Below are 22,454 nucleotides of genomic sequence, written 5' to 3'. Positions count from 1 at the left end.
TCAGGAGGAATTGTGCGACATCCTATTATCTCTCTGGCTGTTGGTCTGGCGGTGATGCTCACCGCCAGCTGCGGCTTTCATCTGCGCGGGACCACCTCGGTTCCGCCCGAAATGAAAACCATGATTGTTGACACCTCGGATCCTTACGGCCCGCTGACGCGCGCGGTTCGTGAGCAGCTGCGTCTGAACGACGTGACAATTCTGGACGATCCCGGCCTGCGTACCGATGTGCCTTCGCTCCGTTTACAGGGCGCAACGCTTGGCCGCGATACGGCCTCTATTTTCCAGGATGGGAAAACGGCAGAGTATTCGATGGTGATGACCGTCCGCGCTCAGGTCATGATCCCGAATAAGGGGATTTACCCAATCCGGGCCACGGTCTATCGTTCCTTCTTCGATAACCCACTGGCCGCGCTGGCGAAGGACTCCGAGCAGAATATTATCTACAGCGAGATGCGCACCCAGGCCGCCGAGCAGCTGGTCCGTAAGCTTCTGACCGTGCACGCAGCGGAGAACGACAGCTCAATCGATACGCTGAACGCCACACCGGCCGCTATCGATCAGGTCTCCCCGCGTTCCGCTCTGCCAGACGATACCTATGCAAAATGATCAGGATTTATCCTGAACAGCTGAGCGCGCAGCTTCGTGACGGGCTGCGCGCCTGCTATATCCTCACCGGTAATGAACCGCTGCTGCTGCAGGAAGCTCAGGATGCGGTCCGCGCTGCTGCACAGCAGCAAGGCTTTACGGAGCATTTCAGCATCGCGCTGGATGCGCAAACCGACTGGGATACCATATTTTCTGCCTGCCAGGCGCTCAGCCTCTTCTCCAGCCGTCAGACGCTGATGCTGACGCTGCCGGAAAATGGCCCTAATGCGGCTATTGGCGAACAGCTGATGAAACTTTCCACGCTTCTGCATCCCGACATTTTGCTACTGCTGCGCTGCACGAAGCTGACCAAAGCGCAGGAAAACAGCGCCTGGTTTAAAGCCCTCAGCGCCCATGGCGTCGTGGTGCCCTGCCAGACGCCGGAACAGGCGCAGCTGCCGCGCTGGGTGGCGGCACGGGGAAAAAGCCTGAAACTGGCGCTGGACGACGCGGCGATTCAGCTGCTCTGCTACTGTTACGAAGGGAATTTACTGGCGCTGTCGCAGGCGCTTGAACGTCTGTCGCTGCTCTGGCCGGATGGCAAACTGACGCTGCCAAGAGTGGAAGAAGCCGTCAACGATGCGGCTCACTTCACCCCGTTTCACTGGGTTGATGCGCTGCTGGCTGGCAAAGGCAAACGGGCGCGCCATATTCTGCGGCAGATGAAGGCAGAAGAGAGTGAGCCCGTGATTCTGCTGAGAACGCTTCAGCGCGAGCTGCTGCTGCTAGTTACACTGCAGCGCCAGATGAACAGTACGCCGCTTCGTACGCTATTCGATCAGCATCGCGTCTGGCAGAACCGCCGCCCGTTGTTTAGCGAAGCGCTGCAACGTCTTCATGCCCGTCAGCTTGCTCAGGCTGTCGGCCTGCTGACCCGTATCGAGCTGACGCTTAAGCAGGATTACGGGCAGGATGTCTGGCCTGAACTGGAAACCCTGTCGCTGCTGCTGTGCAGTAGCGATTTTCCGGAGAGTTTTTGTGATGTCTGAGAAACCCGCACTACAGGCGCTCTTTGGTGGTACGTTTGATCCCATTCATTACGGGCACCTGAAACCGGTCAGAAGCCTGGCCGCCCAGGTTGGACTGAATAAAGTTACGCTGCTGCCAAACAACGTTCCGCCGCATCGTCCTCAGCCTGAAGCGACGCCCGCTCAGCGTATTGAGATGGTCAGGCTGGCGATAGCGGATGACCCTCTTTTCGATATCGATCTCCGTGAGATGGCGCGACAAACGCCCTCTTACACCATCGAAACGCTGGCCGCACTTCGGGCAGAACGCGGACAGGAACAGCCGCTGGCGTTTATTATTGGTTACGATTCACTGCTCTCTCTGCCCAAATGGCATCGCTGGCAGGAACTGCTGTCGTTTGCTCATCTGCTGGTCAGCAAGCGGCCCGGCTACGATCGCCAGATGGCCAGTCCGCCATTACAAGAGTGGCTGCATCAGCACCAGGTGCATACGCCTCAGGCACTCCATAAGAACCCCGCCGGGAAAGTATTTCTGGCAGAGACGCCCCTGCTCCCCATTTCCGCCACGGAGATCCGCCAGCGCTTGCATAACGGCACAGCCTGCGACTCGCTCCTGCCCGCTCCCGTTCTGGCATTTATCAATGATGCGGGTTTATATCGTAACCCCAAACCTCATGGTATACTTCGCCGCTAAATTTTCCGGAAGGCTTCGGAAAAATCGTATGTCACACTCACACCCGAGGGGGAACCTTTTGCAAGGTAAAGCACTCCAAGACTTCGTCATCGATAAGATCGACGATCTGAAAGGCCAGGATATTGTCGCTGTCGACGTACAGGGCAAATCCAGCATCACCGACTGCATGATTATCTGCACCGGCACTTCAACGCGCCATGTCGCCTCCATTGCCGATCACGTGATGCAGGAGAGCCGCGCTGCCGGTCTCAAGCCATTAGGCATTGAAGGTAAAGTGACCGCAGACTGGGTCGTGGTCGATCTCGGTGACGTCATTGTGCACGTAATGCAGGAAGAGAGCCGCCGTCTGTACGAACTCGAAAAGCTCTGGAGTTAGCAGGTGAAGCTCCAGCTGGTCGCCGTGGGGACCAAAATGCCGGATTGGGTACAAACCGGGTTTATGGAATACCTGCGCCGGTTTCCCAAAGATATGCCTTTTGAGCTGACAGAAGTGCCTGCAGGCAAACGGGGCAAAAACGCGGATATCAAGCGCATCCTTGAACGAGAAGGAGAGCTGATGCTGGCAGCTGTCGGTAAAGGCAACCGCATCGTCACGCTCGATATTCCCGGCCATCCCTGGGAAACGCCGCAGCTGGCCAGCCAGCTTGAGCGCTGGAAGCAGGATGGCCGCGACGTCAGTCTGCTGATCGGCGGCCCTGAAGGGCTAGCCCCCGCCTGTAAAGCGGCAGCGGAACAAAGCTGGTCACTCTCTGCACTCACCCTGCCCCATCCGCTGGTTCGCGTACTGGTTGCAGAGAGCCTGTATCGTGCATGGAGCATTACTGCGAATCACCCCTATCATCGCGAATAAGCGACAGGGTTAACCGGACACACTTAAGCAGCGGATGAAATTAAAACGCAACTCATTTCGTGACTATACCGCCGAGCAGACCCTGTTTGTTCGCCGGGCGCTGATCGCTTTTGCAGGAATTTTACTGCTTTCATCGCTTCTTGTGGCCAATCTGTATCATCTGCAAATCCTTCGTTACAGTGATTACAGCACCCGTTCTAACGCCAACCGCATCAAGCTGGTGCCGGTTGCGCCCAGCCGCGGTATTATTTACGACCGTAACGGTATTCCGCTGGCGTTGAACAGAACCATTTATCAGATAGAACTGGTGCCGGAAAAAGTCGATGACCTGCAAAAAACGTTGCAGGCGCTGCGGCCCATCGTCGATCTGACCGATGAAGACCTTGCCGCTTTCGAAAAAGAGCGCAAACGCTCCCGCCGCTTTACCTCTATTCCGGTTAAAACAGGGCTGAACGATGTTCAGGTCGCCCGCTTCGCAGTCAATCAGTACGCCTTTCCCGGCGTGGAAGTGAAAGGCTACCAGCGGCGTTATTATCCCTATAACTCAGCGCTGACGCATGTACTGGGTTACGTCTCTAAAATCAACGACCGTGATGTGGAACGCCTGGATAAAGAGGGCAAATGGCCTAACTACGCCGCCACGCATGATATCGGCAAGCTCGGAATTGAACGTTATTACGAAGATATGCTGCACGGCAAAACCGGCTTCGAAGAAGTGGAAGTGAATAACCGTGGCCGCGTGATCCGTCAGCTCCATGAACAGCCGCCCCAGGCCGGTCAGGATATCTATCTGACGATTGATCTGAAGCTACAGCAATATATTGAAACGCTTCTGGCTGGCAGCCGTGCTGCCGTGGTGGTCACCGATCCCAGAAATGGTGACATCCTTGCCCTGGTATCAATGCCCAGCTACGACCCGAATCTGTTCGTCGACGGCATCAGCAGCAAGGATTACAACAGGTTACTTAAAGATCCTGACCGGCCATTGATTAACCGCACCACGCAGGGCGCCTATCCGCCGGCTTCTACGGTGAAGCCCTTTATCGCCGTTTCCGCGCTGACCAGCGGTGTAATCACCAAAAATACCAGCCTGTTCGATCCCGGCTGGTGGCAGTTACCGGGCTCTGAAAAACGCTTCCGTGACTGGAAACACTGGGGCCATGGACGCCTGAACGTCACGAAATCGCTGGAAGAGTCGGCGGATACCTTCTTCTATCAGGTCGCTTATGACATGGGCATCGATCGTCTCTCTGAGTGGATGAGTAAATTTGGCTATGGCCATCTTACCGGTATCGATCTGACGGAAGAGACGCCGGGCAATATGCCAACCCGCGAATGGAAGTTAAAACGCTATAAAAAGCCTTGGTATCAGGGCGATACCATTCCGGTCGGTATCGGTCAGGGCTACTGGACCGCCACGCCGCTTCAGATGAACAAGGCAATGATGACGCTGATAAACGACGGCATCGTCAAGACGCCCCATCTGATGAAATCTTATGTGGAGAATAACGTGCAGGTGCCGTGGCGCCAGCCGGAATCCGCTCCCATTGCCGATATCCATTCCGGCTACTGGGAGATTGCCAAAGATGGTCTGTATGGTGTGGCAAACCGCCCCAACGGCACAGCACGGAAAAGTTTCTCTGATGCCCCGTACAAAATCGCTGCGAAGTCCGGTACGGCGCAGGTCTATGGCCTGAAAGCGAATGAAACCTACAACGCGCATAAAATTGCCGAACACCTGAGGGACCACAAGCTGATGACGGCCTACGCCCCTTATGAAAACCCCCGTGTGGCGATCGCGATGATTCTGGAAAATGGCGGCGCAGGCCCGGCGGTCGGCACCATCATGCGTCAGATTCTCGATCACATTATGCTCGGGGATAACAATACCAACCTGCCTGACGCCGCTCCGGTGCCGTTAGGCTATGAGGGTGAATAATCATGAATGATCGTCACCAGAAACGTACTATCTGGACCCGAATTCATGTCGATCCGCTGTTTTTTATGCTGATCGTTGCGCTGCTGGTTTTCAGCTCCCTGGTCATGTGGAGCGCCAGCGGGCAGGATCCCGGAATGATGGAACGTAAGCTTGTCCAGGTGGCGATAGGTATTGTCGTCATGCTGGTGATGGCCCAGATCCCGCCGCGCGTTTATGAAGGCTGGGCGCCCTATCTCTATATCGTTTGCGTCATTCTGCTGATTGCCGTGGATGCGTTTGGCCATATCAGTAAAGGCGCCCAGCGCTGGCTTGATTTGGGCATCGTTCGTTTCCAGCCCTCAGAGATTGCCAAAATTGCGGTGCCTCTGATGGTGGCGCGCTTTATCAACCGGGATATTTGCCCTCCCACACTGAAAAATACCGGCATCGCGCTGATACTGATTTTTATGCCAACGCTACTGGTTGCGGCACAGCCCGATCTGGGCACCTCGATCCTGATCGCCTCATCCGGCCTCTTCGTGCTGTTCCTTTCCGGCATGAGCTGGAAGCTGATCGCGATAGCCGTGGCGCTGGTCGCCGCGTTTATCCCGATTTTATGGTTTTTCCTGATGCATGATTATCAGCGGGATCGCGTGATGATGCTGCTCGATCCCGAAAGCGATCCGCTCGGGGCCGGCTACCACATCATCCAGTCTAAAATCGCTATCGGTTCCGGCGGTCTCCGTGGCAAAGGCTGGCTTCACGGTACCCAGTCACAGCTGGAGTTTTTGCCGGAGCGGCATACGGACTTTATTTTCGCTGTGCTGGCAGAAGAACTGGGCTTAGTCGGCGTACTGGTGCTGCTGCTGCTCTATGTTCTGCTGATCATGCGCGGTCTGGTGATGGCCGCACGAGCCCAGACAACCTTCGGCCGGGTGATGGCCGGCGGCCTGATGCTGATATTCTTTGTCTATGTCTTCGTGAATATTGGCATGGTGAGTGGCATACTGCCGGTGGTCGGGGTTCCGCTGCCGCTGGTCAGCTACGGCGGCTCTGCCCTGATCGTGCTGATGGCCGGGTTTGGCATTATCATGTCTATTCACACCCACCGAAAACTGTTATCGAAAAGCGTTTAAGAGGCTTGAACATGCGTAAGGATTGGCTTTGGATTAGCCTGGCGTCGGTGCTGCTTGCAGCCTGTACGACCAGCGAGCAGCAGGCGCCGGTAGCGCAACACCAGGCAACCTATAACGGCCCTGTCGTTGAGATCGGCGGCGTGGAGCCACGCTACGAGCCCGTCAATCCGGACACTAACCAGGACTATAGCGCCAATGGAAAGAGCTGGCGCATCGTGAAAGATCCGTCCAACTTCAGCGAAACGGGTCTGGCTTCCTGGTACGGCGAAGAAGCGCAAGGCAAGCGGACCGCCACCGGGGAACAGTTTGATCCTGAAGCCCTGACCGCCGCGCATCCCACGCTGCCGCTGCCCAGCTATGTCCGCGTCACCAACCTGGCGAATGGCCGCCAGCTTGTCGTTCGCGTCAACGATCGCGGCCCCTTTACCCCAGGCCGCATCATTGACCTTTCCAGGGCGGCAGGCGACCGGCTGAATATCTCCAATAACAGCCGTGTTAAGGTTGACTACATCAGCGTGGCTCCCGACGGTACGCTTTCCGGTCCCGGCACCATTGGTACCCGCGTCGCTAAGCAAAGCTATGCGCTGCCGCCCCGTCCAGATATTGGCGGCGGAATGACCGTCATGGGCGGCGGCGCAGCAACGGCTGCTGCTCAGCGGGTGACGTCGCCAACCGAAGCTGTAGATGTTCGTCCGGTAGAGAACAGCAGCCTTAACAGCGAAGAGGGAATGGGCGCACCGGTTCGCAGCAACGGCTTCCTGGGCGCGCCGCAACCCCTGCGCGATGGGGTTATTGAGTCGCCTGAAACGGCGGCGCCTGTCGTGGCGACATCCGCGGCGGCGGCAGTGACCAGCCAGCCGTCTCCGGCTTCAGGTAACTTCGCGGTACAGGTCGGTGCGCTGCGCGATGGTGCTCGTGCTAAAGCGTTGATGGAATCCCTCAGCAAACAATTCGGTGTGCCAGGTGCGGTAAGCCATCAGGGAGAGGTTTATCGCGTTCAGCTTGGCCGGTTTACCTCCCGACAGCAGGCCAGCGCTCTGCAACAGCGCCTCACCAGCGAGGCTGGCCACGCTTCCTTTATTACTGCCGTTGCGCCAGACGCACTGTAACAACTTTTCGCCAGACCGGTGTCCGCTAACAGTTTGATACATCTGCTAACCTTAAGCAGGTAAAGACGGATGCCGGTCTGGGGTGCTTTTGCTATAGTGGGTCACTTTTTTAACTCAGCCCATGGATGTTGTAGTCCTTACATGAACAATCTGACTTCCCCTAAAATGCTCAAACGCCTGACGGCGGGATCGCTGATACTTTTCAGCCTGACCACTTTTGCCCACGCCGATGACGTGAATATCAAAACTATGATCCCCGGCGTGCCAGACATTGATGCTGAAGCCTACATCCTGATTGACTATAACTCAGGAAAAGTGCTTGCCGAGAAAAATGCCGATGCGCGTCGCGATCCGGCCAGCCTGACGAAAATGATGACCAGCTACGTTATCGGTCAGGCCGTTAAATCGGGGAAAATCAGTCAGGATGATATTGTAACCGTAGGTAAGGATGCCTGGGCGACGGGCAATCCGGTGTTCAAAGGCTCCTCGCTGATGTTCCTTAAACCAGGCGATCGGGTGCCGGTTTCCCAGTTAACTCGTGGGATCGTACTGCAGTCGGGCAACGATGCCTGTGTGGCCATGGCGGATTATGTCGCCGGTAGCCAGGATGCCTTCGTTGGGCTGATGAACAACTACGTGAACGCGCTTGGCCTGAAAAACAGCCATTTCCAGACCGTTCATGGCCTGGATGCTGACGGGCAGTACAGCTCAGCGCGCGATATGGCGCTGATTGGTCAGGCGCTTATCCGCGATGTGCCGGATGAGTATGCCGTCTATAAAGAGAAAGAATTCACCTACAACAATATCCGCCAGACCAACCGTAACGGTCTGCTGTGGGACACCAACCTGCATGTGGACGGCATCAAAACGGGCCACACCAATGCGGCGGGTTACAATCTGGTCGCGTCAGCAACGGAAGGGCAGATGCGCCTGATTTCCGCAGTGATGGGCGGTCGTACCTATAAAGGCCGTGAAACCGAAAGTAAGAAACTGCTGACCTGGGGCTTCCGCTTCTTTGAAACCGTGGCACCGCTGAAGGCCGGGAAAGAGTTTGCCTCCGAGCCGGTCTGGTTTGGCAACAGCGACCGCGTGCAGCTGGGCGTTGCAAAAGATGTTTATCTGACTATCCCTCGCGGACGGATGAAAGATCTGAAAGCCAGCTATACCCTGAGCAATACTGAGCTTCATGCACCGTTAACCAAAAATCAGGTTGTGGGTACCATCAACTTCCAGCTTGATGGCAAAACCATTGAGCAGCATCCGCTGGTTGTGCTGAACGATATGCCTGAAGGCGGCTTCTTTGGCCGCATCATCGACTACATCAAGCTGACGTTCCATCACTGGTTCGGCTAACCCGCCGGGCTAGCGAATGCAGGTATGCCCCGTTAAGAACAGCATTCATCTCTTGATTTCGGTATAATTGCCCCCCATATTTGAAGCATCTGTAGACTCCCGCTGCGGCGGGAGTCTTTGTTTTGCGTTACCGGAGCCACCCATGAAAACCAACCTGAAAGAACTGCTCGAATTCCCAACCGCCTTTACCTATAAAGTAATGGGCCTTGCACAGCCGGAACTGGTTGATCAAGTTGTGGAAGTTGTTCAGCGCCACGCGCCAGGCGATTACTCCCCGGACGTGAAGCCCAGCAGCAAAGGCAATTATCATTCCGTTTCCATCACTATTACTGCCACTCACATTGAGCAGGTGGAAACGCTGTATGAAGAATTGGGTAAAATCGAAATTGTTCGTATGGTGCTGTAAGCATCAAAGCTGACGGAGGGCATCTGGCTGTTGCTCTCTGTCGGCGTTATACTGCCCTTCACTCTTCAAACGGACCACGCGTTTTGCCGCAGAATACTCTACTTATCCGTCAACTGGGCCTTCAGCCTTGGGCGCCTGTTTCTCAGGCGATGCATCATTTCACCGATCGACGCAGTGATGAGACGCCCGATGAAATCTGGCTGGTTGAACATGCTCCTGTATTTACGCAGGGTCAGGCAGGCAAGGCGGAGCATTTGCTGACGCCCGGTGATATTCCTGTTATGCAAAGCGACCGCGGCGGGCAGGTGACCTATCACGGCCCCGGCCAACAGGTAATGTATGTGATGATCAATCTGAAGCGCCGTAAAGTGGGCGTCCGTCAGCTGGTCACTGCGCTGGAGCAAACGGTCATAAGCACGCTCGCGCAATTTAACGTCGTGGCGGAAAGCCGTCCCGATGCGCCAGGCGTCTATGTGGACGATAAGAAGATTTGCTCACTGGGTCTGCGTATCCGCAATGGCTGCTCATTTCACGGGCTGGCGCTGAATGTGGATATGGATTTAACGCCCTTTCTGCGCATCAACCCCTGTGGCTATGCGGGCCTGGAGATGACGCAGCTGAGCGCGCTGAAACCCGGCACTACGCTGGCGGAGGTGCAGCCGCTGCTGATTGAGCACTTTGCCAGACTACTCGGCATCGGGAGCCTCCGCTGGCTGGAGGGTCAACAGCTGCCTGCAACGTGACCGTACGTGCGGATTTACAATTTCGTCACATATTCTCTCGCAGGCTGGCTGAAACTGACCCGGCGAGATGATATAATTTTTGCGCTTTTATCAAAAAAAGTTGAAGCCCTCAATCTGAAGCATTCACGATGCGGTCATTCCCCATCCTGAGGAGTGACGGTTCAACAACTCATTGAGTTTATGCGGACCTCAGCGCATGCCAACCTGGAATTTGCAAGATTATGAGTAAACCCATTCAGATGGAACGCGGCGTAAAATACCGCGACGCAGACAAAATGGCCCTGATCCCGGTTAAAACGGTGGTCACCGAGCGCACGGAGATACTGCGCAAGCCGGAGTGGATGAAAATCAAACTTCCCGCTGACTCCAGCCGCATTCAGGGCATCAAAGCCGCCATGCGAAAAAATGGCCTGCACTCCGTCTGTGAAGAGGCCTCCTGCCCTAACCTTGCAGAATGTTTTAACCACGGTACGGCGACCTTTATGATTCTGGGTGCCATCTGCACCCGTCGCTGTCCGTTCTGTGACGTGGCCCACGGCCGTCCGGTTGCGCCAGACGCCAACGAGCCGGAAAAGCTCGCACAGACTATTGCCGATATGGGGCTTCGCTATGTGGTGATCACCTCCGTTGACCGCGACGATTTACGTGACGGTGGGGCACAGCATTTTGCCGACTGTATCACGGCCATTCGCGCTAAAAACCCCACGATCAAAATCGAAACGCTGGTCCCTGACTTCCGTGGGCGTATGGATCGCGCACTGGATATTCTTACCGCTACGCCGCCGGATGTCTTCAACCACAATCTTGAAAACGTGCCACGCGTTTACCGTCAGGTTCGTCCCGGCGCCAACTATGAATGGTCGCTGAAACTGCTTGAGCGTTTCAAAGAAGCGCATCCTGACGTCCCGACAAAGTCGGGCCTGATGGTCGGCCTGGGTGAAACCAATGCTGAGATCGTTGAGGTGATGCGCGATCTGCGCCGTCACGGCGTGACCATGCTGACCTTAGGTCAGTATCTGCAGCCAAGCCGCCACCATCTGCCAGTGCAGCGCTACGTCAGCCCGGCGGAGTTTGATGAGATGAAAGAGGCCGCGATGGAGATGGGCTTCACCCACGCTGCCTGCGGTCCTTTCGTCCGCTCCTCCTATCATGCGGATATGCAGGCAAAAGGGCTGGAAGTAAAATAGCGTCCTGAGGTAGCACAGGCTGCCCGTGAATTTACAGTTATTTACACTTTTTGGCCATGCATAAAAAAACGGATGACCGGTTCATCCGTTTTTTTATTGCCCGCCAGGCAATTACTCTTTATGCGCGACCTGACCGGCTGGCTTATCTTCAGCGACTGGCGCTTTAGTGGTCACAGCGTCATCATCGCTCATCGCTTTTTTAAAGCCCTTTATCGCCGCACCCAGATCCCCGCCGAGACTACGTAACTTATTAGTTCCGAAGAGTAAAACGATCAGAGCACCGATGATAAGTAATTTGGCAATACTGAAACCTTCCATATATCCCTTCTTTTAGTAACCTGAATAAGATTGTGGTCATCTCTACAGGCTCTATTAACGCGCGGCCGGTTGCTCAATACAACTCCAATCTGTAACAGAGTACTATTCAGGCTAAAGCAAAGCCAAAACCTGTGACGGGCTGGTTGGAGTTAAGGAACGCTTCCGCTACAGCTCGCCGCCCGGTCATTTCAGTTCTGGCGATGCGAAGCGACAATTTTGCAGCACCGGCAGCACGCTGCGCGCATGAGCAATACGGGCCGGATCGAGTCCGGCAAATAGCAGTGCAGGCGATTCTCCGGCTTTAGCAATGGCGACACCCAGCGGATCGACGACCAGGCTGTTTCCACAGTTTCGTGGGCCGCATTCGCCAACCGCAACCATATAACAGGTATTTTCCAGCGCGCGCGCTGTGACCAGCACCTCCCAGTGCATCTCCTTTAGCGGGCCTTTGACCCAGGCTGCCGGCAATACCAGTACCTCAGCCCCCTCCAGCGCCAGCCGGCGTGCCAGCTCGGGGAAGCGAACGTCATAACAGGTCATCAGTCCGACTTTCATTCCGGCCACCTCGATCAGTGGCGGTATTTTACTTCCTGCCGTTACCCTGCGCGACTCCTGCATCGCAAAAGCATCATAGAGATGCAGCTTGTCATAACGGGCAATAATTTCGCCAGCCCGCACTGCAATCAGCACGTTCATCACTTTTCCCGTCCGGTCAGGAACGTGGACGGTCATGATAGTGGTTAGCTGATTAGCCTGGCTGGCGGCCAGTATCGCTTTCAGGAAGGGGCCGTCCAGCGGCTGAGCAGCCTCAATAACCCGACTGGGATCGTTCATATCCTGTGCCAGCACGGCTTCAGGCAGCAGCAGTAGATCGGCTTCTCCCACCAGCGCCTGCGCCATCAGTCCGGTACAGGTCAGGCTATTTTCCCGCCAGTCGCGACTGACGGCGAATTGCCCAAGTGCCACTTTCATGTTTGTCTCCCAAAAGGCGCGCAAATTTTGCCGGAAAGCCAATCTGATATCAGCATCTTCCGCTAACAGGCTGCGCGAGAATAATGAATCGCGGTCTATCGGGATGATTAAGCCCGTCCTGACAATAGCTTTATCAGATAACAAGGCGCCTCACGGTAACCCTCCCGCCTGTAAAAGGCGTTGCCCTTAATACGATGCTCGTTGCAGTGGACTTCCATACGATCGCAGCCGTGCTCCTGCGCCAGCTTTTCAGCATATTGAAGAAGTTGATGCCCCGTACCTTTACTCCTCTCGCCTTCGGCAATGCAGAAATAGCTGATGCGGGCAAAGTCCCCCTGCAGCGCCAGTTGAGGAATAAAATGCAGGGAAAGAAAGCCCAGAATGGTTTTACCCTCTTCAGCAATCAGCAGACGCTCCATCCGATCGTTAATAAGCTGTTCAAGCCGGTCGTCGATGAATGACTCCGTCCCTTCATAGCCGAGTTCAGCTAATAATGCACTCAGGGCAAAACTGTCACTCGCCTGTGCGAAACGGATTATCATCATTTTCTCCTGACATGGGTCTGCATAATATGAGGGGGAATTTAACACTTATAGTCTGTCATCAGAGATTCGCAAGCCGGTAACCTTACTCAGGCGTGACGAAAGTTGAAACGTGTAGGGACAGGTTCAGAGGCTATCTGGCAACAGCCACACACGCACTATGCTCTCTCTTGATCTGGAAGCGCAGGGCAAAAAAAAACCCGCCAGTCGGCGGGTTTTTAGAATTCTGTCTGATAACTTAAATGGCGGCAACGTTAGCAGCAGATGGGCCTTTGGCACCGTTGGTGATTTCGAACTCTACGCGCTGACCTTCAGCCAGAGTTTTGAAACCGTTGCTCTGGATGGCAGAGAAGTGTACGAACACATCTTTGCTACCATCTTCAGGAGTAATGAAACCGAATCCTTTGGACTCATTAAACCACTTAACGCTACCTTTGATCTTAGACATCTATATTACCTTTACATGAAAAATGGACACTAAACTGTGTCGACAGTTAGTACAGCAATTGCCGAGGCTTTTGTCCAGTGGTCAGTTGTGAAAAAGTGATAAATGTCGACTTTTTTACCGCCAGAAGCGATTTTTATTGCCCACCGCCGTTAAAACTGCCAGCGGAACCAGGCGAAATAAACATTACCGTTATTGTGCGTGCCCGGAATGTAGGTCATCTGAAAAGTGGCCTTACTGTAACCTATTGATGCGAGGGGCAACACTGCCGGAACCGGGATATATTTCCAGTTATCGCGTGCCGTTACACCCGCTGTGTAGCCCAGACCCAGGCGAAAGTCCCGATCCTCGACAGGGCGCCAGATTTTTTCCCAGCCGTAGCCGCCAAAGGGTTCCCACTTATTAAAGGAATCTTTAAACGCCATCACGTAGAGGCCGTTCCAGTTTCCCTTTTCGTCGTAGCGGGAAATGCCGCCTCCCGCTCCCCAGGGTCGCTCATTGTACTTATTGATATGCTCACGATCGTATGTCGCACGGTTATGCCATGTGATAGCGGGCACATAGAGGTCATATTGTTGCGGATCGTTCCAGGTCGTAGTGACTTTATCGCTGAAGGATTGCCACGTATAGGCGATTCCTTCACCCAGCGTTTTGGCTTGTGCCGCTCCTGTAGCCGTAAGTAAGGACAGGGTCAGGATAAAAGGTAGAGTAATGGTCAACTTCATGCGGTGCTATGCCAGTGGGTGTGATCGATAAGGATGATAAAACCGGCTAATAAAAACCGGTTCCCGAATCGTTTAAGTGTAAAACCCGCAACTTGAACGCTCAATAAATAGACTTATCTTTTTCTTAACAATGCCTGTCAATATACTGGAAACATTCAGAGCTTTAATGCTTAACTCCTAAGTAATATCTCCTATCAACCCCTTTTAAATAACATGTAATTCACAACAAACATCACAATCACGTAAAGTGACTAAAGCACAAAAACGCCTGCGTTATCCCAGAGAAAAGTTGGCATTTATCACATTAAAAAGGAAAAAATCAGCAATAAAGAAGTAATTTTTATCGTGTTTTTGCGCACTTTGTATCCACAGCATTACTGTGAGTATTTTAAAATCAAGTTGTTAGAGGTGAATGTCCACATTAAAAATTAATAAATAACATTTATCATTTAATAATCTTATTTTGATAAGATAAATCAGGATCAAGTAGCAGATTTCTGACGTAAGGGAGAACGTGTCGTGATTATGCGCTGCGGAAGATGTGGATGTGGTAAATTTGTGTTTTCAACTCGCGGTTGCCGCTACGGCAATCATCATGGCGCAGTTTGTGCGAATTGCCATAAACCGATGACATTGACGGATACCCCCTATTACGCTGCGGCAGGAGGACCTGTGTATCGGCGTAAAAAAAAGGTCGCTCAGAACAAGAGCGGTGAACGTCCATTAGAGAGTATGACGGCGCAGACGAAGGGGTAACGGGGAGAGGCTTCCCCGTTACGGGGAGGCGCCTAGAACAGAATTTTGAACACGCCGGTCAGCGTCAGCAGGCCCACAATAAATATAATCGCAATGATCCAGAGTATTATCTTCATTCCATTTCCTCGCCAAAATTTAAAAAGTCACTAAGATGTAGCCACTTAAGTGTAGAAGAAGATTTGCGGTTACGCTTTCTTTCCGCGATTTATGATTGTCCCCCCGTCAGGATTTACACGCAGTAACTAAGCCAGAGAGTAGCTTCTTCAACAAAATGGTTATCATGAGCAGAGTTTGACTTTTTAGGATTTTTCGCGATAGCGGTCACGCTCTGCGCTTTAGTTAAGGATAATTCTTAGAAGGCCCGGTCGCCCCTGGCTAGAATTATTGCTGTCATTTGCCATGGACTCACTTGCTATGACTTTCCCAGTGGTTAACAAGGAGAACATATGAGCACCATTAACAGCAGCATGGGCAGATACTGCCTGAAGGCAAAAAATGCCGGTAATCATATCAAAGGGGTGATCGCCATCAATGATGAAGGCGGAACTCAGCTTGCTTGCCAGGAGTTTAATGAACATTACCTGGATGATGTGGTGAATAATGTTATCTTCCCCGTTACCGGTGGCAACCGCGCCATCGCGAATGCCTTCAGGGAAGAGATGGTGAAAGCGGGGTTTGAACAACCGCATTAACCGATGGCAGGGCCTCTGCAAGAGGCCCTTTCTGCATCACGTTTCGGCGGAAAAACGCTTACTGGTCCGTGGGTGCGTCCGCTTGCTTTATCTCAAGCGCAGACGCATCGTCTGGCAGTTCGTTCACCGCGTAGTTCCTGTGCAGTCGCCTGCTGACCAGAAAGACCGGTGCGGCAAGGAACAGCAACAGGCTTCCTGCCATGCCACAAATCAGTAAACTGAGGTTTCCTGACCATCCCTCTCCTGCCGTCACGCCCGCCACCACCAGAGAGAGAATAAAGAAGAAAGAGAGCGTGATGCTGATCGGCCAGATATTGGTAATATCCATATCGCTGAGCGCCATCTTGACCGGTTTTACCGCCTGCCGTTCCGCTTCATTTTCTGCACGGATTGTCGATTTAAGCGTCTCCAGATCCACACAAGGCGCGATAAAATCTTCGGCCGGCTGAGGCTGATAAAGTTCATCAAAAACCCGGCTAACGGGCGGAAACGTCAGCGGCCAGCTGCCGCTGTGTACACCGTAGGTTTTCAGCGCAGGCAGCGTGATACGCGGCCACTGGACAGGCTGGAGATACCTGTCGTTAAGCACCACCCAGCTCTGCCGCGAATTTCCCCGCGTGACATGATAAAGACGGAAACGATCGGCTGGAGGGTAAGCCAGATTGCTGATGCGGGCAGACATAGAAGGAATCTGTCGCTGACGGCAATAGTTAACCCGGCTCTGTCCCTGCGCCGCCAGCAGCACTGCAAGCGAGGGGATAAAGTAAAAAGAGGTGCTTTCCGCCGCGAAAGGGCCATCGAGATGCTCAGCCAGACGGGCCTCGCTGTTAGCGTTGAGATGTTCAGGCCACCAGCGCCAGCTGCGGCCAATGACGTGATCGGTCGGCACCTGAAAAACGCCCAGCGGATCGGTTTCCGCAGGCAGTCGGGCGAAAGGAAAAACTTTACTGAAAAAAGTGAGCGCATCATCTGGACCATCCCACTCGCCGCTGGCCTCCAGGCCATGCAGATTGCCGGTCAGCTCACCCCAGCCGTTTTTCCCCAGCATATCTATCTGGTATTTCGTATCCGCAAGACGTTTTCCGAGCCGCACGACTTCCGGGGGGATCCCCTGGAATTTCAATTCAGGCACGCTATTCGCATTACTCTGTTCACTTTCCATACTGCTTTGTCCCCAAAAGCTGCTGCCCGCAAACCTGTTCGCGGTAAAAGAGTGTCAAACCGTTAACTCATCAGTTAAGGAAATAAAAAATACGCCGGACGGCCTGCTGCCTTACGGAAGCGGCGGAATAGTATAATCAGATCGGATGCGATCCGGGCCCGGTCGAAATTTGGCTTTAGTTAAAAACTAGAATAATTTCAAGGCGATAGTATACGTAGTAAAGGATATTTATGGCAACGCCCCGCCCGCTTTTCAGCCTTTTCCGCTGTACAGAAGGCGGGTAAACGCCCCTGTTTTTATATACGCAGTAATTAGCTGATTGAATTTACAAGGTAAAACCAGGGAGGCGCAGTAATCCGGCAGGCATAAAAAAATATATTTTATGGCGCGATATCTGTAGCAGGCAGGGAAAAAAACGGCCAGCGAACAAAGAAGAACAACGCAACAGGATAATAGAGGAACAGTATGCCGCTAATAGAACGGCATACTGACAATGATCAGATCACAGCCTGAAGTGCCAGGCATCCTGCCAGACCGCACACGGCGATAATGGTTTCCAGCACGGACCAGGACCGCATCGTTTCACCAATACTCAGGTTAAAATACTCTTTGAACAGCCAGAAACCGGGATCGTTAACGTGTGAGAAAATCACGCTCCCCGAACCGACCGCAATCACCATCAATTCCGGACTGACGCCGGTGGTGGCGATGATAGGTGCAACGATACCGCCAGCGGTAATTGCAGCTACCGTGGCGGAGCCCAGCGCAATACGCAGCGCAGCGGCGATAGACCAGGCCATCAGAATCGGAGAGACGTTGCTTCCCTCCATCAGCGCAGCGATATATTTATCAACGCCACTGTCTACCAGCACCTGCTTGAACGCACCGCCGCCGCCGATAATCAGCAACATCATCGCGATAATTTTAATAGATTCGGTCAGGGTCTCCATGACCTCATCCATGGTGCGGCCACGGTTAAGCCCGAAGGTAAACAGTGCGATAAGAACGGCGATCAGCGTCGCCATGATCGGATCGCCAAAAAACTCCGCATAGGCGAGCAGGCCATGCCCCTTAGGCAGCACCATCTCGGCCACTGCACGAAACGCCATCAGTACCACCGGCACCAGCGCTGTCCAGACGCTGACACCAAAGCTTGGCATCTCTGCTTCGGTAAAGGTTTTTGGATTGTACAGCCCTTCAGGAATGGGCTTATCGATCTTTGTAAGGAAACGGGCAAATACAGGTCCTGCCAGAATAACGGTAGGAATTGCCAGTAAGGTACCAAAAAGCAGGGTTTTCCCCATATCAGCATGGAACAGCGTGGCAATAGCCGTCGGGCCGGGGTGAGGAGGCAAAAAACCGTGAGTGACGGAGAGCGCGGCGGCCATCGGCACACCTACAAACAGCAGCGGCACACGAGCCGCAGCGGCGATGGTCAGCACCAGCGGCAGCATCAGTACAAAGCCGACTTCATAAAAGAGCGCAAAGCCAACGGTAAAGCCCGTCAGCACCACCGCCCACTGAATATGTTTCTCACCAAACTTTGCAATCAGCGTGGTGGCGATACGCTGCGCCCCGCCACAGTCGGCCAGCAATTTGCCCAGCATCGCGCCAAATCCCATGATCAGCGCCAGACCGCCGAGGGTGCCGCCTACGCCTGCTTTGATCGAGTCAATCACTTTATTGACCGGCATGCCCTGCATGACACCCACCGCCAGCGCAACCAGGATAAGCGCAATAAATCCGTTCAGTCTGAATCGTATCATCAGCAGCAGCAACAGCAGGACGCCGATCGCAACAATGACTAAAGGCATAATTTTCTTCTCCGGTGCGTATAGCCTGCCCGGCAGGCAGACTTACGTTATTTTTCCCGTACTGCTCAGCGGCAGCGGATCGTTGTTTGAGGGTAGCAGAGCCTTACTCTGGTGTTGTTACCGGGAACATGTTAACGGTAACATCCCACTACGGAAACGGCGTGCCAACAGGAAATTTACATTTTGGGATGGAGATCAAACTTTGCAGTATGCTGAACAGCGATGTGCGCAGCTTGCCAGCACGCAGCGGCATCGCATTCAGCGATTCACTGAGAGAGAGGAGCTAACAGTTTATCTTATCCTTTCTGCTGGTTCATCTTTGAATGGCACTTTTCAGCTTATCGCACAGTGTCCGATAGCCTATGGCGGCCTTACAGCCGGATGCGGCATGGCTGAAAGCGCAATCCGCTGACAGCAAACGCACCATAATGCTGCGCCTGTAGAGGTAAAGCGGCGTAATAACGAACCTTTCTTAGCTAATATGTTGTTATTTCTTACAACCATCAGCAATAACATGATGAGATTGCGAATCAAAAAATTAAGCCAGATAATAACTCAGTTCCGCCGTGGCGTAATATCCTGCCGCTCTCACGGCGATGGCGCTAACAGAGAACTCAACGCATGACTGGCGCTGACCGGGAAAAACGCTTGCCACCTGAAAAGCCCTAAAACGGTGATAACGTGAAAAGTTGGCGTAGTTAATGGTGGACCCGGCGTGAGTTACGTCACGATTAAATCTTATATTATCCATTACTTATCAGGCTATTTACTTTCTACAGTCCCTCTTTTGGCGTTGCTTACGCAAATTGATTTGCTGAGTAGCCGGTCTGACTCGCTGATGCCTCCCGGAAAGCGCTCCGATGCCGGCCTGATAAAGAGGTATGACATATAGGATAAAAACCCTGATCTGAAACAATAATAGCTGCGTTTATCCCGGCCAAAAATGTAACAAAACAATTCAAGACGAAACTGATTACGTCATGAAATTTTAACATTACCTTCGTTTGAACAAGCCTTAATTCTCGCGCTGAAGGCTTACAGAATCACTACTGCCGCCTGGTAGCAATGCGCTGCCACGCGGTGTAACAAGCCGCTCACATTTACAAACCCTTCTCATCCCGCCGATCCAGTCGTAAAGTCTTCAGGTGGCCAACTTCTCTGCTAAAAAAGTCAGGGTAAACTCTTCTCAGGCGTTATCAATAAAGTAACAAGTACGCTCCCGGTTTTCCGCTTCGCTTATCTCTTTGCACCATTCCTCTGCCAAAAAAAATCCTATCGAAAACATTCCCTTTACAAACAAATGCCAGCAGGAATAATTGCGTTAACAACAAATAAAAATTATTTAACGAAAAAGAGAAACAATTCTTCGCAAAGATCTATGCTGTTATAGGTAAGAAAACACTTACTGTTTCTTCTCCTTCACCTGCTTTGGTCCCAGGATCAAACTTCGATGAAATTATCCCGCAATCGTACGGCTAATGCTGGCTATGCAGCCGCGGATCGATAACGGGTAAATAATAAAAGAAAGGACAGTTTATGTTAGATAGAGGTAAGCAATGTTTGAATTAGATGCGTTTCTGCTGGCAAGGATACAATTCGCGTTCACCGTTTCCTTCCATATCATCTTCCCGGCTATCACTATCGGCCTCGCCAGTTTTCTGGCGGTGCTGGAAGGTCTGTGGCTGAAAACCAGAAATCAGGATTATCGCGACCTTTATCACTTCTGGTCAAAAATCTTTGCGGTCAACTTCGGCATGGGGGTCGTCTCCGGCCTGGTGATGGCCTATCAGTTCGGCACCAACTGGAGCGGCTTCTCACAGTTTGCCGGTAGCGTGACCGGCCCCCTGCTGACCTATGAAGTGCTGACCGCCTTCTTCCTCGAAGCGGGCTTCCTGGGCGTCATGCTGTTTGGCTGGAATCGCGTGGGGCCAGGCCTGCATTTCTTCGCTACCTGCATGGTGGCGCTGGGCACGCTTATCTCCACCTTCTGGATACTCGCTTCTAACAGCTGGATGCACACGCCGCAGGGCTATGCTATTCAGGATGGCATCGTCATTCCGGTGGACTGGTTCAAGATTATCTTTAACCCGTCATTCCCGTACCGGTTGCTGCATATGTCGACCGCCGCTTTCCTTGCCAGTGCCTTTTTCGTCGGCGCTTCAGCCGCCTGGCACCTTCTGCGGAAAAACGACACGCCGGCCATTCGCAAAATGCTCTCCATGGCGATGTGGATGGCGCTGATCGTCGCCCCCATTCAGGCGATGATTGGCGATGCTCACGGCCTGAATACGCTGAAGCATCAGCCTGCCAAAATTGCCGCTATTGAAGGGCACTGGGAGAATGTCGCCAATGAACCGACGCCGTTGATCCTCTTCGGGCTGCCGGATATGGAGGAGGAAAGAACAAAATATGCCGTGGAAATCCCCTATCTCGGCAGTCTGATTCTGACCCACAGCCTCGACAAGCAGATCCCGGCGCTGAAAAGCTTTCCAAAAGAAGACCGCCCGAACTCGACCATTATCTTCTGGTCATTCCGCATCATGGTCGCGCTGGGCTTGCTGATGATACTGCTGGGCACGATCAGCCTCTGGCTGCGCTACCGGGACCGGCTCTATACCTCACGCCCCTTCCTGTGGTTTGCGCTGCTGATGGGTCCCTCGGGCGTGATCGCCATTCTTGCCGGCTGGTTTACGACCGAAATAGGCCGCCAGCCCTGGGTGGTTTATGGTCTGATGCGTACGCGTGATGCGGTATCAGCGCACGGCGAAATGCATATGAGCCTCAGCCTGCTCGCCTTTATTCTCGTCTATTCATCGGTGTTCGGCGTGGGCTATATCTATCTGATAAACCTGATTAAGAAAGGGCCGAAGCAGGGCGAAGGTACTGACGACACTGAAGGCGGTCCGGGTACGCGGCATACGCCAGCACGTCCGTTGTCAGCCGTGAAGGAAAAAATCACCACGCCGGAACAAGAGGGGAAATAACGTGGGTATCGATCTCTCAATTATCTGGTTCGCCATCATCGTCTTCTCGACTCTGATGTATATCGTTATGGATGGTTTCGACCTGGGCATCGGCATTCTGTTTCCGTTTAATAAAGATGCCGGTGAGCGCGACATGATGGTAAACACCGTTGCGCCCGTGTGGGATGGTAATGAAACCTGGCTGGTGCTGGGTGGTGCCGGACTTTTCGGCGCCTTTCCGCTGGCTTATGCCGTGATTATCGATGCGCTGTCGGTGCCACTGACCATCATGCTGATTGGCCTGATCTTTCGCGGCGTCGCCTTTGAGTTCCGCTTTAAGGCGACAGAAGAGCATCGCGCGTTCTGGGATAAGTCCTTTATCGCCGGTTCATTTATTGCCACCTTCAGTCAGGGTGTGGTGCTCGGCTCCTTCATCAACGGCTTCGAGGTCACTAATCGTACCTACAGCGGGCCGGAGCTGCTTTGGCTGACGCCGTTTGCGCTCTTCTGCGGTCTGGGTCTGGTGGTCGCCTATGCCCTGCTGGGCAGCACCTGGCTTATTATGAAAACCGAGAACGAGCTGCACCGTAAAATGACCGCCCTGACCAAACCGCTGCTGCTGGTCCTGCTGGCGATCATTGCCGTGGTAAGCGTCTGGACGCCGTTGCAGCATGCGAACATTATGCAGCGCTGGTTTACGCTGCCTAACCTGTTCTGGTTCCTGCCGGTGCCGGTGCTGGTGCTGCTGGTGGCCTGGTCGCTGCTGCGTGCGCTGAAGCGCCACGCGCACTATTCGCCGTTTCTGCTGACGCTCGCTCTGGTTTTCCTGGGCTTTACCGGGCTTGGCATCAGCATCTGGCCAAACATCATTCCGCCTGATATCACCATCTGGATGGCAGCGTCTCCGCCACAGAGTCAGGGCTTTATGCTGGTGGGCGGCTTGCTGATCATTCCGGTTATCCTGGTTTATACCTTCTGGAGCTACTACGTGTTCCGCGGAAAAATTAAACCAGACGAAGGTTATCACTGATTGCTGAGTCCGGCCTCTTCCGG

22 protein-coding genes are annotated in these 22,454 nt (G+C 53.4%); 15 read left to right on the top strand and 7 right to left on the bottom strand.

Features of this window, described 5'->3' with window-relative positions:
- The first annotated feature begins 12 nt into the window (after positions 1 to 12).
- The 12 genes from lptE to lipA all read left to right on the top strand — a co-directional run bounded on the left by lptE (position 13) and on the right by lipA (position 11,012).
- Positions 13 to 609 (top strand): LPS assembly lipoprotein LptE, encoded by a 597-nt coding sequence (lptE, locus tag EA20_RS0113870; protein WP_024967402.1) that lies wholly within the window; start codon positions 13 to 15, stop codon positions 607 to 609.
- Positions 606 to 1,637, top strand: coding sequence for a DNA polymerase III subunit delta (gene holA / locus EA20_RS0113865; RefSeq protein ID WP_024967401.1), 1,032 nt, complete (start codon positions 606 to 608; stop codon positions 1,635 to 1,637). The genes lptE and holA overlap by 4 nt, the downstream gene beginning before the upstream one ends.
- Positions 1,630 to 2,310 (top strand): nicotinate-nucleotide adenylyltransferase, encoded by a 681-nt coding sequence (gene nadD, locus EA20_RS0113860; RefSeq protein WP_024967400.1) that lies wholly within the window; start codon positions 1,630 to 1,632, stop codon positions 2,308 to 2,310. The genes holA and nadD overlap by 8 nt, the downstream gene beginning before the upstream one ends.
- A gap of 58 nt (positions 2,311 to 2,368) precedes the next feature.
- Complete coding sequence (gene rsfS, locus EA20_RS0113855) at positions 2,369 to 2,686, top strand: ribosome silencing factor (RefSeq protein ID WP_024967399.1); 318 nt, start codon at positions 2,369 to 2,371, stop codon at positions 2,684 to 2,686.
- A 3-nt stretch (positions 2,687 to 2,689) separates the two neighbouring features.
- Positions 2,690 to 3,160 carry a 23S rRNA (pseudouridine(1915)-N(3))-methyltransferase RlmH gene (rlmH, locus tag EA20_RS0113850; protein WP_024967398.1) on the top strand — a complete coding sequence of 157 codons (471 nt, stop codon included), beginning with the start codon at positions 2,690 to 2,692 and terminating at the stop codon, positions 3,158 to 3,160.
- A 34-nt stretch (positions 3,161 to 3,194) separates the two neighbouring features.
- A complete protein-coding gene (mrdA, locus tag EA20_RS0113845; RefSeq protein WP_024967397.1) occupies positions 3,195 to 5,099 on the top strand; it encodes a peptidoglycan DD-transpeptidase MrdA in 1,905 nt (634 codons plus the stop codon).
- Positions 5,100 to 5,101: 2 nt separating this feature from the next.
- Positions 5,102 to 6,214, top strand: coding sequence for a peptidoglycan glycosyltransferase MrdB (gene mrdB, locus EA20_RS0113840; protein WP_024967396.1), 1,113 nt, complete (start codon positions 5,102 to 5,104; stop codon positions 6,212 to 6,214).
- Between the two features lie 11 nt (positions 6,215 to 6,225).
- Positions 6,226 to 7,323 carry an endolytic peptidoglycan transglycosylase RlpA gene (gene rlpA / locus EA20_RS0113835; RefSeq protein WP_024967395.1) on the top strand — a complete coding sequence of 366 codons (1,098 nt, stop codon included), beginning with the start codon at positions 6,226 to 6,228 and terminating at the stop codon, positions 7,321 to 7,323.
- 141 nt (positions 7,324 to 7,464) lie between these two features.
- Complete coding sequence (gene dacA, locus EA20_RS0113830; RefSeq protein ID WP_024967394.1) at positions 7,465 to 8,676, top strand: D-alanyl-D-alanine carboxypeptidase DacA; 1,212 nt, start codon at positions 7,465 to 7,467, stop codon at positions 8,674 to 8,676.
- A gap of 142 nt (positions 8,677 to 8,818) precedes the next feature.
- Positions 8,819 to 9,082 (top strand): DUF493 family protein YbeD, encoded by a 264-nt coding sequence (ybeD, locus tag EA20_RS0113825; protein WP_024967393.1) that lies wholly within the window; start codon positions 8,819 to 8,821, stop codon positions 9,080 to 9,082.
- A gap of 83 nt (positions 9,083 to 9,165) precedes the next feature.
- On the top strand, positions 9,166 to 9,825 hold the full coding sequence (lipB, locus tag EA20_RS0113820) for a lipoyl(octanoyl) transferase LipB (RefSeq protein WP_024967392.1): 660 nt from the start codon (positions 9,166 to 9,168) through the stop codon (positions 9,823 to 9,825).
- A gap of 221 nt (positions 9,826 to 10,046) precedes the next feature.
- Positions 10,047 to 11,012 carry a lipoyl synthase gene (lipA, locus tag EA20_RS0113815; RefSeq protein WP_024967391.1) on the top strand — a complete coding sequence of 322 codons (966 nt, stop codon included), beginning with the start codon at positions 10,047 to 10,049 and terminating at the stop codon, positions 11,010 to 11,012.
- Positions 11,013 to 11,123: 111 nt separating this feature from the next.
- Here the strand turns inward: lipA and tatE are convergent, their stop codons facing one another.
- The 5 genes from tatE to pagP all read right to left on the bottom strand — a co-directional run bounded on the left by tatE (position 11,124) and on the right by pagP (position 14,014).
- Complete coding sequence (tatE, locus tag EA20_RS0113810; protein WP_024967390.1) at positions 11,124 to 11,330, bottom strand: twin-arginine translocase subunit TatE; 207 nt, start codon at positions 11,328 to 11,330, stop codon at positions 11,124 to 11,126.
- Positions 11,331 to 11,513: 183 nt separating this feature from the next.
- Positions 11,514 to 12,302, bottom strand: a complete 789-nt coding sequence (locus EA20_RS0113805) for a deaminated glutathione amidase (protein WP_024967389.1) — start codon at positions 12,300 to 12,302, stop codon at positions 11,514 to 11,516.
- Positions 12,303 to 12,409: 107 nt separating this feature from the next.
- The gene (locus tag EA20_RS0113800) at positions 12,410 to 12,844 is read right to left on the bottom strand and encodes a GNAT family N-acetyltransferase (RefSeq protein ID WP_024967388.1); all 435 of its coding nucleotides are present in this window, start codon (positions 12,842 to 12,844) and stop codon (positions 12,410 to 12,412) included.
- Positions 12,845 to 13,082: 238 nt separating this feature from the next.
- A complete protein-coding gene (gene cspE, locus EA20_RS20320) occupies positions 13,083 to 13,292 on the bottom strand; it encodes a transcription antiterminator/RNA stability regulator CspE (RefSeq protein ID WP_004156612.1) in 210 nt (69 codons plus the stop codon).
- A gap of 149 nt (positions 13,293 to 13,441) precedes the next feature.
- Positions 13,442 to 14,014: a lipid IV(A) palmitoyltransferase PagP gene (pagP, locus tag EA20_RS0113790; protein ID WP_024967387.1), complete on the bottom strand. Its 573-nt coding sequence runs from the start codon at positions 14,012 to 14,014 to the stop codon at positions 13,442 to 13,444.
- A 1,202-nt stretch (positions 14,015 to 15,216) separates the two neighbouring features.
- On the opposite strand from pagP, the gene EA20_RS0113780 reads away from it, so the two are divergent.
- Positions 15,217 to 15,462, top strand: a complete 246-nt coding sequence (locus EA20_RS0113780) for a hypothetical protein (protein ID WP_024967386.1) — start codon at positions 15,217 to 15,219, stop codon at positions 15,460 to 15,462.
- A gap of 58 nt (positions 15,463 to 15,520) precedes the next feature.
- Here EA20_RS0113780 and EA20_RS0113775 read toward each other — a convergent pair whose 3' ends face one another.
- Both EA20_RS0113775 and gntT read right to left on the bottom strand, forming a co-directional pair.
- Positions 15,521 to 16,624, bottom strand: coding sequence for a hypothetical protein (locus EA20_RS0113775; protein ID WP_024967385.1), 1,104 nt, complete (start codon positions 16,622 to 16,624; stop codon positions 15,521 to 15,523).
- A gap of 497 nt (positions 16,625 to 17,121) precedes the next feature.
- Positions 17,122 to 18,438 (bottom strand): gluconate transporter, encoded by a 1,317-nt coding sequence (gene gntT, locus EA20_RS0113770; protein ID WP_024967384.1) that lies wholly within the window; start codon positions 18,436 to 18,438, stop codon positions 17,122 to 17,124.
- 1,556 nt (positions 18,439 to 19,994) lie between these two features.
- Between gntT and EA20_RS0113760 the strand changes: the two genes are divergently transcribed.
- Together EA20_RS0113760 and cydB are read left to right on the top strand one after the other, a co-directional pair.
- Positions 19,995 to 21,422 carry a cytochrome ubiquinol oxidase subunit I gene (locus EA20_RS0113760; RefSeq protein ID WP_024967383.1) on the top strand — a complete coding sequence of 476 codons (1,428 nt, stop codon included), beginning with the start codon at positions 19,995 to 19,997 and terminating at the stop codon, positions 21,420 to 21,422.
- Position 21,423: 1 nt separating this feature from the next.
- Positions 21,424 to 22,431: a cytochrome d ubiquinol oxidase subunit II gene (gene cydB, locus EA20_RS0113755; protein ID WP_024967382.1), complete on the top strand. Its 1,008-nt coding sequence runs from the start codon at positions 21,424 to 21,426 to the stop codon at positions 22,429 to 22,431.
- Positions 22,432 to 22,454 lie beyond the last annotated feature (23 nt).

It is taken from the genome of Pantoea sp. IMH (assembly GCF_000599885.1).
Classification (GTDB): domain Bacteria; phylum Pseudomonadota; class Gammaproteobacteria; order Enterobacterales; family Enterobacteriaceae; genus Erwinia.
Note: the sequence above shows the minus strand (reverse complement) of the source record. Positions and strands in the feature narration are given on the sequence as shown.